Annotated in this window: 15 protein-coding genes; 10 read left to right on the top strand and 5 right to left on the bottom strand. The window is 47.0% G+C overall.

Annotation, left to right across the window (positions count from 1 at the left end; all coding sequences use genetic code 11):
* Positions 1–195 precede the first annotated feature (195 nt).
* The 10 genes from G614_RS0114550 (at position 196) to phoU (ending at position 10,107) form a co-directional block, all read left to right on the top strand.
* A complete protein-coding gene (locus G614_RS0114550; RefSeq protein WP_027642529.1) occupies positions 196–1,533 on the top strand; it encodes an ABC transporter substrate-binding protein in 1,338 nt (445 codons plus the stop codon).
* A gap of 124 nt (positions 1,534–1,657) precedes the next feature.
* Complete coding sequence (locus G614_RS0114545) at positions 1,658–2,563, top strand: carbohydrate ABC transporter permease (protein WP_027642528.1); 906 nt, start codon at positions 1,658–1,660, stop codon at positions 2,561–2,563.
* A gap of 16 nt (positions 2,564–2,579) precedes the next feature.
* Entirely contained in the window at positions 2,580–3,470 is an 891-nt protein-coding gene (locus G614_RS0114540; RefSeq protein ID WP_027642527.1) for a carbohydrate ABC transporter permease, read from the top strand.
* Between the two features lie 62 nt (positions 3,471–3,532).
* Entirely contained in the window at positions 3,533–4,465 is a 933-nt protein-coding gene (locus G614_RS0114535) for a sugar phosphate nucleotidyltransferase (RefSeq protein WP_027642526.1), read from the top strand.
* Entirely contained in the window at positions 4,465–5,571 is a 1,107-nt protein-coding gene (locus G614_RS0114530; protein WP_027642525.1) for a phosphotransferase enzyme family protein, read from the top strand. The genes G614_RS0114535 and G614_RS0114530 overlap by 1 nt, the downstream gene beginning before the upstream one ends.
* A 232-nt stretch (positions 5,572–5,803) precedes the next feature.
* The gene (locus G614_RS0114520; protein WP_027642524.1) at positions 5,804–6,760 is read left to right on the top strand and encodes a phosphate ABC transporter substrate-binding protein; all 957 of its coding nucleotides are present in this window, start codon (positions 5,804–5,806) and stop codon (positions 6,758–6,760) included.
* Positions 6,761–6,787: 27 nt separating this feature from the next.
* Positions 6,788–7,726 (top strand): phosphate ABC transporter permease subunit PstC, encoded by a 939-nt coding sequence (pstC, locus tag G614_RS0114515; RefSeq protein WP_027642523.1) that lies wholly within the window; start codon positions 6,788–6,790, stop codon positions 7,724–7,726.
* A complete protein-coding gene (gene pstA, locus G614_RS0114510) occupies positions 7,716–8,621 on the top strand; it encodes a phosphate ABC transporter permease PstA (protein WP_027642522.1) in 906 nt (301 codons plus the stop codon). Before pstC ends, pstA begins: the two co-directional genes overlap by 11 nt.
* A gap of 40 nt (positions 8,622–8,661) precedes the next feature.
* Positions 8,662–9,423, top strand: coding sequence for a phosphate ABC transporter ATP-binding protein PstB (gene pstB / locus G614_RS0114505; protein ID WP_002572986.1), 762 nt, complete (start codon positions 8,662–8,664; stop codon positions 9,421–9,423).
* 21 nt (positions 9,424–9,444) lie between these two features.
* Positions 9,445–10,107 (top strand): phosphate signaling complex protein PhoU, encoded by a 663-nt coding sequence (gene phoU / locus G614_RS0114500; RefSeq protein ID WP_044917840.1) that lies wholly within the window; start codon positions 9,445–9,447, stop codon positions 10,105–10,107.
* A 105-nt stretch (positions 10,108–10,212) separates the two neighbouring features.
* On the opposite strand, the gene G614_RS31750 is transcribed toward phoU, so the two are convergent.
* The 5 genes from G614_RS31750 to G614_RS0114465 form a co-directional block, all read right to left on the bottom strand.
* Positions 10,213–11,304: a M56 family metallopeptidase gene (locus tag G614_RS31750; RefSeq protein WP_162142764.1), complete on the bottom strand. Its 1,092-nt coding sequence runs from the start codon at positions 11,302–11,304 to the stop codon at positions 10,213–10,215.
* Positions 11,297–11,671, bottom strand: a complete 375-nt coding sequence (locus tag G614_RS0114485) for a BlaI/MecI/CopY family transcriptional regulator (protein ID WP_027642519.1) — start codon at positions 11,669–11,671, stop codon at positions 11,297–11,299. Before G614_RS0114485 ends, G614_RS31750 begins: the two co-directional genes overlap by 8 nt.
* A 139-nt stretch (positions 11,672–11,810) precedes the next feature.
* Complete coding sequence (locus G614_RS0114480; protein WP_027642518.1) at positions 11,811–12,332, bottom strand: hypothetical protein; 522 nt, start codon at positions 12,330–12,332, stop codon at positions 11,811–11,813.
* 39 nt (positions 12,333–12,371) lie between these two features.
* Positions 12,372–12,752: a hypothetical protein gene (locus tag G614_RS27555; RefSeq protein WP_242828097.1), complete on the bottom strand. Its 381-nt coding sequence runs from the start codon at positions 12,750–12,752 to the stop codon at positions 12,372–12,374.
* Between the two features lie 631 nt (positions 12,753–13,383).
* The coding region (locus G614_RS0114465; protein WP_027642516.1) for an ATP-binding protein at positions 13,384–13,607 on the bottom strand (224 nt) is incomplete at its 5' end.

Genomic DNA, 13,607 nt, shown 5'->3' with positions numbered 1-13,607 from the left:
AATAAGTATACAAAATGACTTACAAGAGTCCGGGGCAGGAATTATATTTGTGGATTATACATAGGAAAAGGCTTTTTGTGCAAATAAATAAAATTATAGTGCAAAGAACTTAATGTGCACATTTACTATAATTGGATTATCGGTAGTTAATGTGAATCGGCAAAAACACAATAAGATTCAAGGAGGACGTATTTTATGAAAAACAGAAAATGGATAGCATTGGCACTGGCGGCAGCCATGGTTGGTTCACTGACAGCATGCGGCGGCGGGTCCGGCGCCACGGATACCACGGCTGCGGCTGCAGCTGATACCACTGCGGCTGCGGCAGCAGATACCACTGCAGCAGCGGACGCACCGGCACCGGCTGGAGATGGCACAGGTCTGGTATACTGGTCCATGTGGGAGTCCACAGAGCCCCAGGGCCAGGTAATCAAGGAAGCAGTTGACAAGTTTTCGGCAGACACAGGAGTGGCCGTGGACGTACAGTTCAAGGGACGTACCGGAATCCGCGAGGGATTACAGCCGGCCCTGGACGCAGGAACCAACATTGATCTGTTTGACGAGGATATTGACCGTGTGAATACTACATGGGGCGCCTATCTGATGGATCTGGAAGAACTGGCTAAGGCATCTGATTATGAAGCAACTGCCAATGCAAGCCTGATGGAAGCCTGCCGCGAGGTAGGAGGGGGGACCCTTAAGTCCATTCCCTATCAGCCTAATGTATTTGCGTTTTTCTACAATAAGGCAATCTTTGAGGAAGCCGGCGTGACAGCTGTTCCTGCCACCTGGGCAGAATTAGACGCAGCATGCCAGAAGATCAAGGACGCAGGCTATACACCCATTACATGTGACGACGCATACATACTTTGTCTCTTCGGATACCATATGTCCAGACTCAACGGCTATGACAAGACATCGGATATCGTAAAGAACAATAAGTGGGACGACCCGTCTGTGATGGAGACAGCCAAGGCTTATGCGGATTTTGCCCAGAAGGGATATTTTTCAGAGAACATAGCATCCAACGTATTCCCGGCAGGACAGAACCAGGAGCTGGCAATGGGAACAGCAGCCATGTACCTCAATGGTTCCTGGCTTCCAAACGAAGTAAAGAACATGGCGGGCGACGACTTCCAGTGGGGATGCTTCAGCTACCCGGCAGTGGAAGGCGGTACGGACGGTCCGGAAGCAGCAAACTACGGCGGCCAGGTTCTGGCTATCAACAAGAACTCACAGAATGCAGAGGATGCATTTAAGCTGATTACCTATATTACCAAGGGCGAGTTTGACAAGAAGCTCGCTGAGGAATCCCTGGGAATCCCGGCTGACACCACCAACTCAGAGTGGCCTGTACAGCTTACTGATGTGAAGCCTGTAATGGAAAGCTTAAAAACCCGTTATCCATGGGCTGCCGGCGCAGAGGACAATGTGGATATGACACCAATCATCAAAGAGAACATGACCAAGCTCTGCAGCGGAGCCATTTCAGCGGATGAATTTGTATCCAACCTTCAGGCTGCAGGAAAGTAATCAGATTAACACATTCAGCATTTTGCACGGAATATGCAACAGTGAGGTGGCATCGTATAACGCTGCCGCCTCTTTTTGGACTCCGGAGCGTATCCGGAACAGGTTTATGTTAGGAGGAACTGGCGTGAAAAAAGATAAGGGAATGATAATTGTGTTCATGACACCGGCAGTGGTGATGTTCGTCCTGGTATTCCTTTACCCCATTATCAGGACTATCCTCATGAGCTTTTTCAAGATTGAGGGAATCACGGACCCCATGTCAAAATGGACCTTCAGCGGTATTGATAACTATGTGAAGCTGGCGAATACCACCTTGTTCCGCATCTCCATGTGGAACCTGGGCCGGATATGGTTTATCGGCGGTATCATCGTCATGTCCCTGGCTCTGCTGTTTGCCGTAATCATTACCAGCGGCATCCGCTTCAAAAGCTTTTTCAGGGCAATGATTTATCTGCCTAACATCGTCAGCGCAGTGGCCCTGGCGACCATGTGGCTCCAGTATGTCTACAGCCCCAAGTACGGACTGATTAAAAATTTCTTACAGGCTTTGGGCCTGGATTCCCTGGCAAAGATACAGTGGCTGGATAATAACCACAAGTTCATGGCTCTGCTTCTGGCCTACTGTTTCGGCATGGTGGGCTATCACATGCTGATATTTGCCAGCGGCATTGAACGCATCAGCGGCGATTACTTTGAGGCAGCCACTCTGGACGGGGCCAATAAGTTCAACCAGTTCCGTTATATTACATTACCCCTGTTAAAAGGAGTGTTCAGAACCAATGTCACCATGTGGAGCGTTACCAGCGTTGGGTTTTTCGTATGGTCCCAGCTGTTCTCAACGGTCACGGCCGATACCCAGACCATTACCCCCATGGTTTATCTGTACATGCAGATATTTGGGGCGGGCAACAGCGTAACGGAGCGCAATTCCGGGATTGGCGCAGCGGTTGGCGTGATGTTAAGCGTATGCGTGGTCATTGTGTTCTGGCTCTGCAACCACCTGCTTCAGGACAAAGATCTGGAATTCTAGGAAAGGGGGAGAACATATGTCGGGATTATTTCAGAAAAAAGAAAAACTGTACAGGGAACCGGTCCGCTGGAAGAAGGAACTAAAGCTTGCCCCCGGATACCTGATTCTTACCCTGTGGATCCTATTTACCCTGGCCCTGCTGGGCTGGGTCCTGATGGCCAGCTTTTCCACCACCAAGGAAATATTCAGCAATAAGCTGCTGGAGAGCGGATTCCATATAGAAAACTATGTGAAGGCATGGGTCAATTCCAATGTCTCCACCATTTTCTTCAATTCCCTGTTTTATGCAGTGGTATCCTGTACCCTGCTGATACTGATTTGCGCGCCTGCCGCCTATGCGCTGTCACGTTTTGACTTTGTGTGCAATAAACTAATACAGTCATCCCTGGTGGCGTCCATGGGAGTACCGGTAGTCATGATTGTGCTTCCGCTGTTCGCCGTGGTGGCAGGTCTCAACATCCTTAACAACGTGTCAGCCAACCGGGCGACTCTGATATTCCTGTATATCGGAATCAATGTGCCCTACACCACCATTTTCCTAACCACCTTTTTTGCCAATCTGTCCAGGGCGTTTGAGGAAGCGGCTGCCATCGACGGCTGTCCGCCTGTTAAGACCTTTTGGCTAATCATGCTTCCCATGGCCCAGCCGGGAATAGTGACCGTTACCATATTTAACTTTATCAATATCTGGAACGAGTATTTCATCTCCCTGATATTCGGAAATTCCGACAAGGTACGTCCGGTGGCAGTGGGTTTGTATTCCATGATAAACTCCATGAAATATACAGGCGACTGGGCCGGTATGTTCTCTGCTGTTGTCATTGTGTTCCTGCCAACCTTCATCCTGTATATCTTCCTGTCAGAGAAGATTATAGCAGGCGTAACCGGAGGCGGCGTGAAGGGATAAGGTGGATGCAGGAACAGGAATCGTGAAGGAATAAGGATAATCATGTGAGGAGGAAGGAAAGCATGTCTCAGAAACCAGTACTAGTGATCATGGCGGCGGGTATGGGAAGCCGTTACGGAGGATTAAAGCAGATTGACCCCGTGGATCCCTATGGGAATATCATCATTGATTTTTCCATATTTGATGCCAGGGAAGCGGGATTTGAAAAGGTCATATTCATTATCAAGAAGGCCATTGAGGAAGATTTTAAGATTCGTATTGGAAACCGCATCAGTAAATATATGGATGTGGCCTATGTTTATCAGGAACTGGATAAGATTCCGGAGGGATACCGGGTGCCGGAGGGCCGGGTGAAGCCGTGGGGGACGGGCCATGCAGTGCTTTGCTGCAAGGATTTGATTGACGGGCCTTTTGCTGTAATCAACGCGGATGATTATTATGGAAAAGAAGCCTTTCACATGATTTATGACCAGCTGTCCTCTGTGGAGGACACGGGCAGATACCAGTACACCATGGTGGGCTACAAACTGTACAATACCCTGACAGAGAATGGGTATGTGGCAAGGGGCGTGTGCCGGACGGATGCAGACAGCCGCCTGGTGGATATCCACGAGCGGACCAGGATTGAAAAGCATGGGAACCAGGCGGAATATACGGAGGATGACGGCGCTACATGGACAGAGCTTCCGGAGTCCACTATTGTTTCCATGAACATGTGGGGGTTTACAAAGAGCATTCTGGGTGAACTGGAGAACAGATTCGGGGCTTTCCTGGATAAAAACCTTCCAGTAAATCCTATGAAGTGCGAATATTTCCTGCCCTTTGTGGTGGATGAACTTCTCAAGGCAGACCTGGCTGAGGTGACTGTGCTAAAGAGTGTGGATCGCTGGTATGGAGTTACCTATAAGAAAGATAAGGAGACAGTGGTAAAGGCCATTAGGGACCTTAAGGATAAGGGATTGTACCCGGAGAAACTTTGGGAGGAACAGGTGTAATGAGTGCTGAAATGGATAAACATATACTTAAGGAGGCGGCCGCAGCTTTTGCCACGGATGGGGAAGCAATCAGCTGCGAGCGCTATGGAAACGGCCACATCAATGATACCTTCCGTCTCATATGTGAGAACCGTCCTTATATTCTTCAGAGGATGAATACTGATATCTTCCAGGATCCGGTATCTCTTATGCGCAATATTGAGGGGGTCACCACCTTCCTGAGGCAGGAGGTCATAAAAAACAACGGGGACCCGGACCGGGAGACCCTGAACCTCATAAAGACCAGGGAGGGAGCCACCTTCTATGTGGACAGTCAGGGGAATTACTGGAGGATGTACCTATTCATTGAGGGAGCCACCTGCTATAACCTGGTGGAGAAGCCGGAGGACTTTTACCAGAGCGGAAAGGCCTTCGGGCATTTCCAGAGACTTTTAGCCCGCTATCCTGCCAGAGAGCTGGCAGAGACCATCCCGGGTTTTCATGACACTCCGGGAAGATTCAGGGCTTTTAGGAGAGCGGTGGAGGAGGATATCTGCGGCAGGGCGTCAGAGGTACAGGACGAGATTCGGTTTGTCATGGACAGGGAGCAGGATGCGGGTCTGGCCATGGATATGCTGGCTAAGGGGGAGCTTCCTCTGAGAGTGACTCATAATGATACCAAATTAAACAACATTATGATTGATGACAAGACCGGTCAGGCCATCTGCATCATTGATCTGGATACCGTTATGCCGGGACTTTCCATCTTTGATTTCGGAGATTCCATCCGCTTTGGCGCCAATACCGCAGAGGAGGATGAAACGGATTTAAGCAAGGTGTCCCTGTCCATTCCTCTCTTTGAAATCTATACCAGAGGATTTCTGGAAGGGTGCGCGGGAAGCCTTACCGAAGCAGAGGTTAAAATGCTTCCTCAGGGAGCCAGGCTCATGACCCTGGAATGCGGAATCCGGTTCCTTACGGATTATCTGTCCGGCGACACTTATTTTAAGATTGCCAGGGAGAAGCATAATCTGGATCGCTGCCGTACCCAGTTCGGACTGGTGGAGGATATGGAAAAGAAGTGGGGAGAGATGGAACGTATTGTGGAGGCTGTCTGTAAGGGCTGAGCAGGAATAAGACAGATATAAAAAAAGACGAGAAAGGTGTCTGCCATGGCGGCGGGCGCCTTTTTCGTAGTGCCGGAGGGGCACCGGGCGGCGGCTGCGGTTTTACATACATTTTACGGAAACTATACCATATCATGATTTCTCCGGATGTAAATCTTATGTATACTCCAAACTGTAGTAGAGATAAGAAAAAACATGATAATAAACGACATGATTCAGGAGGAAAAGTATTATGAGAATGAATGGAAAGAAATTAACAGCACTGTTAGGCACGGCAGTTCTGGCCATGGGCATCCTGGCAGGATGCGGCAGCAGCGCCACAGAGACAACCGCAGCAGGGACAGCCGCTCCGGCAACTACCGCAGAGACAGCCACAGAGGCTTCCGCTGCGTCCGGAGAGACAAAAGACCAGGCTGCGGCAGAGGCGGAAAATGCTCCGTCTGCTGATTTGAGCGGCGCCATCAGCATGGTGGGCTCCACTTCTATGGAGAAGTTTGCCAATGCTCTCAGCGAGTCCTTTATGGAGAAATATCCAAATGTGACGGTGACAGCTGAATTCGTTGGCTCCGGCGCGGGCATAGAGGCTGTCAGCAATGGAACGGCTGATATCGGCAATTCTTCCAGGACTTTAAAGGATGAGGAGAAGGCAGGCGGCGTGGCTGAGAACATTGTTGCCATTGACGGAATCGCAGTGGTGGTTGATGCGGCCAATACTGTGGAGGACCTGACCAAACAGCAGCTGTCTGATATCTACGAAGGAAAAATCACCAACTGGAAGGATGCGGGCGGAAATGACGCTCCCATCGTAGTGGTTGGACGTGAATCAGGTTCCGGTACCAGAAGCGCCTTCGAGGAACTGTTAAAGCTGGAGGATATGTGCAAATACAGCAATGAGCTGGACAGCACCGGCGCAGTGATGGCAAAGGTGGCTTCCACACCAGGCGCGATTGGCTATGTTTCCCTGGATGTACTGGACGATACAGTAAAGGCTGTGAAGCTGGAAGGCGCTGAGCCTACAGAGGAAAACATCAAGGCAGGCTCCTACTTCTTAAGCCGTCCGTTTGTAATGGCTACCAAGGGAGAAATAAGCGAGCAGAATGACCTGGTAAAAGCCCTCTTCGATTATATCTACTCAGATGAAGGCACAGAGATTGTGAAGTCCGTAGGACTGATTGCAGTTGACAAATAATCGGAATAGAGAAAGGAGACTTCCTGCATGAGAGCGGAGACATTTTCCATACGATCCAGTCATGGCAGCAAGTCCACCGTCGAAAAAGCTGCACAGGGCATCTTTACTGCCTGCGGCTTTTTCGCCGTATTGGCTGTTGCCTCCATCACACTGTACATGCTTATCAGCGGTACGCCTGCACTGTTTAAAGTGGGGCTGCTGGAAATCCTGTTTGGGACCGTGTGGCAGCCGGCAGCCGCATCCCCCAGCTTCGGTATACTGTTTGTCATCCTGACCTCCATAGTGGGAACCTTTCTGGCAATCCTGATTGGAGTTCCAATCGGCGTCATGACAGCCATATTCCTTGCAGAGGTTGCCCCCAAACGGCTGAGCGACATGGTCCGTCCGGCGGTAGAGCTTCTGGCCGGAATCCCCTCTGTCATATACGGCCTGCTGGGAATCCTGATTCTTAATCCTTTGATGTACAAAGTGGAACTGATGCTGTTTAAGGGGTCTGAAACACATCAGTTTACCGGCGGAGCCAATCTGATATCAGCCGTGCTGGTACTGGCCCTGATGATTCTCCCCACGGTCATAAACATCAGCGAATCTTCCCTCAGGTCCGTGCCGGCCCATTTAAAGAGCGCGTCCCTGGCTCTGGGCGCCACAAAGATACAGACCATATTCCAGGTAATTGTGCCTGCGGCCAAATCCGGCATCATAACAGCCGTTGTGCTGGGAACAGGCAGGGCAATCGGCGAAGCCATGGCCATCAGTCTTGTGTCGGGAAGCTCCGTAAATCTGCCCCTTCCCTTTAACTCCGTCCGCTTCCTCACAACAGCCATTGTATCGGAGATGGGGTATGCCGCGGGACTTCACAGACAGGTGCTTTTCACCATTGGCCTGGTACTGTTTGCATTCATTATGATTATCAACATAAGCCTTACCAGGATTTTAAAGAAGGGAGGAAACAGGAATGACAAATGATATTGCAGTCCGGGTTCATAAGGACTCCGTTGTGCAGGACAGCATATACGGCAGGCGCGTACGCGGCCTGGATGTATTCCTTACAGTCATCATATATACCTGTGCAGGCTTCTCCATCCTTCTTCTGGCAGGCATCATGGGTTATGTATTTGTGCGGGGAATCCCGCATGTCACATGGGCGTTTTTAAGTACTGCCTCAAGCGCGACAAAGGGAACCTTTGGAATCCTGGGAAATATCATAAACACACTGTACATTGTAATCATTACCCTGCTCATCGCCACGCCCCTGGGCATTGGCTCTGCCGTATATCTGAATGAATACGCAAAGCCGGGTAGGGTGGTGCGGATGATTGAGTTTACCACAGAAACCCTGTCCGGCATTCCGTCTATTATATTCGGCCTGTTTGGAATGGTGTTTTTTGGAAATGTTCTGGGACTGGGATACTCCATTCTTACGGGAGCCCTGACCCTGACCATTATGATTCTGCCCCTCATAACCAGAACCACCCAGGAAGCGCTTAAGACCGTGCCGGACAGCTACCGCCATGGAGCCCTTGGAATCGGAGCCACAAAATGGTATATGATACGGACTATCCTTCTTCCCAGCGCCATGCCGGGAATCCTCACAGGCGTAATCCTGGCCATCGGAAGAATTGTGGGAGAGTCAGCAGCCCTGCTGTTTACGGCGGGAAGCGGTTATTATCTTCCAAAGAATCTGCTTTCCAAGATATTTGAATCCGGAGGAACCCTCACCATACAGCTCTATCTGTTTATGCAGAAAGCAAAATATAATGAGGCCTTTGGCGTGGCCTTGGTCCTTTTAGTCATTGTACTGGGAATCAACGGTCTGGCAAAATACATGTCCCACCGGTTCAATGTGGAAGCCGGGGCATAGGGATGCGTCGGACCATTTCAATTAGCAAAGGAGAATAAGCGTGGAAAGCAAAACAAAGATTTCAACCCGGAATCTGAACCTGTACTACGGGGAGAATCATGCCCTTAAAAACATAAACCTTGATTTGTATGAACATAAGATTACTGCCTTCATAGGGCCGTCAGGCTGCGGCAAGTCCACTTACCTGAAGACACTGAACCGCATGAACGACCTGGTGCCGGGCGTTAAGATAGATGGGACCGTTCTCCTGGATGATGAGGATATTTATGATTCCCAGGTGGATACCACCCTGCTGAGAAAGAAAATCGGCATGGTATTCCAGCAGCCTAATCCTTTTCCCATGAGTATCTATGACAACATTGCCTATGGACCCAGAATCCATGGCATTAAGAATAAGGCCCAGCTGGATGAGATTGTGGAGAACAGCCTTAAGGGGGCGGCCCTGTGGGATGAGGTCTCTGACCGTCTGAAGAAATCAGCTCTGGGACTGTCCGGCGGACAGCAGCAGCGCCTCTGTATCGCCAGGGCCCTGGCCGTGGAGCCGGAGGTCCTTCTGATGGATGAACCCACATCCGCCCTGGACCCCATATCCACCCTGAAGATTGAGGATCTGATGGATGATCTTAAGAGCAAATATACGGTGGCCATTGTGACCCATAACATGCAGCAGGCCACGCGTATAGCGGACCACACTGCATTTTTCCTGGTGGGAGAGGTAGTGGAGTATGCGACTACGGACGAACTTTTCACCATGCCGAAGGATAAAAGGACAGAAGACTATATTACAGGCCGTTTCGGATGATGGCAGAAGGAAGGTATCAGATTGAGCGTTAGGGTTACGTACGAACATGAGTTAGAAGCATTAAAACAGGATTTAAAAGAAATGGCCCATATGGTGGAGAGTGCCATTGAGCAGACCTTCACGGCATTTGAGGACCAGGATTATATGATGGCTGAGGATGTGATTAAGGGCGACAGGACCGTCAATGACATGGAGCGCGCCATCGAGTCCAGATGTCTGTCCCTGATACTGCGCCAGCAGCCGGTTGCCAGCGACCTGCGCCAGGTATCCACTGCCCTTAAGGTGGTGACGGACCTGGAGCGGATAGGGGACCATGCCTCGGATATTGCTGAGCTGATTCTGAGGATAAAAAGCGAGCACGCATACCACATTGTTAAACACCTTCCGGTTATGGCCGCATCCGCCAACGCAATGGTTCACGACGCCATAGAAGCATTCATCAACCAGGATTTAGACGCTGCCATGGAAATCGTTGAACGGGATGACGAGGTGGATACGCTGTTCAACCAGGTGAAGGATGACGTGATTCATCTGCTCAAATCCTCGCCGGACCAGGCGGACCAGGGAATCGATTTGCTGATGGTGGCCAAATATCTGGAGCGGATAGGAGACCACGCGGTAAATGTGTGTGAGTGGACCCAGTTTTCTAAGACCGGGGCGCTTAAGAATGTGAGGATTATGTAATATCATTTATTTGTAGATAAAAAAATGCAGCACCTGTTAATTATGATATGCCCCTTGTCAAGCAGACAAGTAAAATATCTAAATTCAGGTGCTGCTTTGCGTTAACTATTCAATCCGTATCGTTCCGCTGATATGGATATCGTCGCTGCCGCTATTTGGTCCGTTCATATAAATCTTATAATCGCCATTCTGAGGGACGGTATAGGTAGCGGATACCATGCCTTTATTGGATGAGAAGAGTTTTCCTTTTCCTGATTTATCAGTGATACTGACTGAGAAACGGTCGGAAGACTTATCGGATACGATTGATAGAGTTATTTCCTGTCCCTTTTTCAAAGAAAGAGTGTCAAACATATATGTGTTGCCTGCTTCGAGAGACATGTCAATATTGTTAATTCCTCTGGGATTAACTAATATGACCTTTACTGCATCTGCTCTCATGTTTACGGATGATTCCTGACTCAGGAAGTTATTGCTCTCTTCAATATTTTTCGTAAGTTCATTCTTTACCATTATAGATTGAGCTTCCATTACTCCGGATGCCGCAGCATATGCGGCCATTGGGCATAGTAATATAAAAAGTGCCATTGTTCCGATTAATAATGCGCTTTTTTCCTTTGTTGGTTTTTTCATAATCTCTTTAACCCTCCTTTCAATCACCTTGTAATTTCGGTCAACGAATGTGACCGTCTGTTCATATTCCGGTCTTGTGGCGGCCAGGCTGACGATGAGACCCGCATATTGCGATTTTTGTCTGGAGTTAAAAGCTGCTGCTGTTCGTTTATCACAAGCGTATTCGCTGAAATCAAAAAAGATTATTTTATATAGATATACAATGGGATTGAACCAATGGATACAGTGTACAATGCCAATAGCCCCCAATCCCCATATGGCGAAAATACATATTGCAGCAGCCTGAATATGGGGAAGCATGGCAATATTGTAACGATTAAAACAAATGACACTCATTATATCATCCCCATGAATATCATTGATAGTATACCCCATGCTGTCCATGACAATCTTCGTTATCAATATAAACATGGGGATTAGAAAGATAATTAGAACTACTTTCATCATAAAATATACATATTCAATGTATTCAGTTTTATAAAAGCGTTCAATCAAAAGGACAGCTCCGAACATTATACTGGATACAACTGACATAACAAATATCAGTTCAAGCCAATTAATCATTATCCTCCTCTTTCAGTTCTTCAATCAATTGATATAATTTATCTACCTGCTGCTTTGTTAAACTCTTTTTACCGCATAATGTTGCAATCAGATTTTCCAGCCGGCTGCTTCCGAATTTATCCTTCAATCTCATATTAATTGCCATTTTATCATACTCCAGTTTGCTAATCAGCGGGGTATATAGGGTCTGCTTTCCTTTCTGCTGGACTGAGACATAACCTTTCTCTTTGATATGAAATAAAATAGCCCCTTTTGTGCCTTGTGCCTGCGGAAATTCGTCGTATATTAAGTTACTGTATACTCCCTGGGGGAATTTCCAAATAAATTCCATGAACTTATATTCCATTGGTGATAATTTTTTTCCCATACATTACAACCTCCTGTTTATATTTTAATACATCTTAATAAAAATATAAACATATATCTGCTTTTGACGATGATAGCTGTCAGGTAGTATTGTAGAAAATGTTGTGTTATCATTGTATCGTCTGCCAGGCGTATATGGGCTATTCTAGGTTAAAGGTTTCATCACCATCCTCAAATATGATGTAGTCCAAATTATCATCATAATTATCTGGCAATGCCTTTAAGTCTCCATATAAGCTTTGGGGAACCTGCTCTTTGACAAAAGCGATTTTATATTCGTTATCATAGAATACAATAAAAGGATTGAATTCAACATCGATATATTCAGATTTATTCTCGCTGTCAAAGTTTGTATTGACTGTGGCATTTACAAGATAAATAGAATCATTCAGTTTTTTGATTTCATGAATCGTTAATTCTTTATAATCATATCCTTGCATGGCATCACAGAATATATCTGGTAAACCGGCGTTTATTTCTGCTTTTGTAAATCGGACCTTTTTAGAAGCCTCTTCTGTATTACCGTTTTTCAAGTCTTGAAAATAGGATTCAATTAATTTGGTTTGTTGTTTTTCTGCTGTTCCACTATCATTTTGGCAGCTTACTAAAAAAAGAAAAGATGCCAGGATGACTAATATAACAATGCTGCATTTTAATTTCATAGTTGAGATGCTCCCTTATAAAATTTAAGCCGATAATTATTAGGGGGTTTCCTTGTATACATATGATGCGGTAAGCTTAGCAGAGCCAGTATTTTTTACGTATCCGTAATTTTTAAATGTTGGTGTCGCGGAAACTGTCCCGTAGCTATCATATCCACTTAAGAATGTTTTGCTGTTGATAATATATTTTCCCTGGCTATTATAGTATGCCAAACCAACATCAGCAGTGGTTCCGGAGCTTCTTGCAGTGCAAACCACATAGTATGTTTGTCTTGTACCGGGATTGAGTGATTTTCCATAGTCATAACCATCTACATAAGAATTGCTCTTGAGGTTTTCAACAGAGAAAGCCATAACTTGTGTTTTGCCATCCACGACGCTTGGCATTCTTGTTAGCGAGTTATAGACTTTTTCTGTCATAGCAATGATGCAGATGGCTTCGGTATCCTTGTTTTCCTACTGGAAAGATTCGGTATACCCTCCCTGTGCGGCAGCTGCATGGAGTGGCATGCACAAGGATAATGCCATTGCCATTATTATACCCTCTTTTAATTTGATTCTCATACCGTTCCGCTCCTTTCATGTGTGAAAATATGTGAAAATATCGGCTTAAACTTTGTTATAAGTATAATGCATGGGGGTGATATTAGTCAATAATATTTTTATATTTTTATTAAATATATAAAAATATAAAGCAGTAATACGAATATATAAATAGCAAGTTTCATTTTTGTATGGCCTTCACCAGATTCTGGGATTTGACAACTGTCCGGCGGAGGCCGCAGCCATACAGGACTTCATACCCAATTACAGGATTAATCTGATAAACCCGCACAGCATGGAGGACATGAGTGTATTCCGCACATGTTTACAGCAGATATTCAGTATCAGAAAAGACTGGCGGCTATAATGAAAAGTCATGGAGAGAAGGTGGCGATGGATGTGTGTAAGGCAATTGATGATTGTTTTTTGTCAAGCACTTTTCCCTAAAAAAAGCGTCAGAATTCCCTTTTTTCAGCAAGGGAATTTCCCTGCTTTCGGCGGGCATTGATTATGCGTCCCGGCGCATGAGGGCATGTTCCATCCGGTAGCTCTTTCCTTCAAATATCAGGAGATGTCCATGATGGACAAGGCGGTCGATCATGGCTGCGGCCATCTGGTCATCCGTAAAGATACCGCCCCATTTCGAGAACTCCAGATTTGTGGTAAGAATCAAGCTTTTACTTTCGTAACTGTCGGATATAACCCTGAATAGCAGCTGTGAACCATCCTTAT

The sequence above is a fragment of the [Clostridium] clostridioforme AGR2157 genome (genome assembly GCF_000424325.1).
Taxonomy (GTDB): domain Bacteria; phylum Bacillota; class Clostridia; order Lachnospirales; family Lachnospiraceae; genus Enterocloster; species Enterocloster clostridioformis_A.
Note: the sequence above shows the minus strand (reverse complement) of the source record. Positions and strands in the feature narration are given on the sequence as shown.

Coding starts and splice junctions, on each gene's coding strand:
- G614_RS0114550 (WP_027642529.1), top strand. CDS start 196: ATGAAAAACAGAAAATGGATAGCATTGGCACTGGCGGCAGCCATGGTT.
- G614_RS0114540 (WP_027642527.1), top strand. CDS start 2,580: ATGTCGGGATTATTTCAGAAAAAAGAAAAACTGTACAGGGAACCGGTC.
- G614_RS0114535 (WP_027642526.1), top strand. CDS start 3,533: ATGTCTCAGAAACCAGTACTAGTGATCATGGCGGCGGGTATGGGAAGC.
- G614_RS0114530 (WP_027642525.1), top strand. CDS start 4,465: ATGAGTGCTGAAATGGATAAACATATACTTAAGGAGGCGGCCGCAGCT.
- G614_RS0114520 (WP_027642524.1), top strand. CDS start 5,804: ATGAGAATGAATGGAAAGAAATTAACAGCACTGTTAGGCACGGCAGTT.
- pstC (WP_027642523.1), top strand. CDS start 6,788: ATGAGAGCGGAGACATTTTCCATACGATCCAGTCATGGCAGCAAGTCC.
- pstA (WP_027642522.1), top strand. CDS start 7,716: ATGACAAATGATATTGCAGTCCGGGTTCATAAGGACTCCGTTGTGCAG.
- G614_RS31750 (WP_162142764.1), bottom strand. CDS start 11,304: ATGATTAATTGGCTTGAACTGATATTTGTTATGTCAGTTGTATCCAGT.
- G614_RS0114485 (WP_027642519.1), bottom strand. CDS start 11,671: ATGGGAAAAAAATTATCACCAATGGAATATAAGTTCATGGAATTTATT.
- G614_RS0114480 (WP_027642518.1), bottom strand. CDS start 12,332: ATGAAATTAAAATGCAGCATTGTTATATTAGTCATCCTGGCATCTTTT.
- G614_RS27555 (WP_242828097.1), bottom strand. CDS start 12,752: ATGACAGAAAAAGTCTATAACTCGCTAACAAGAATGCCAAGCGTCGTG.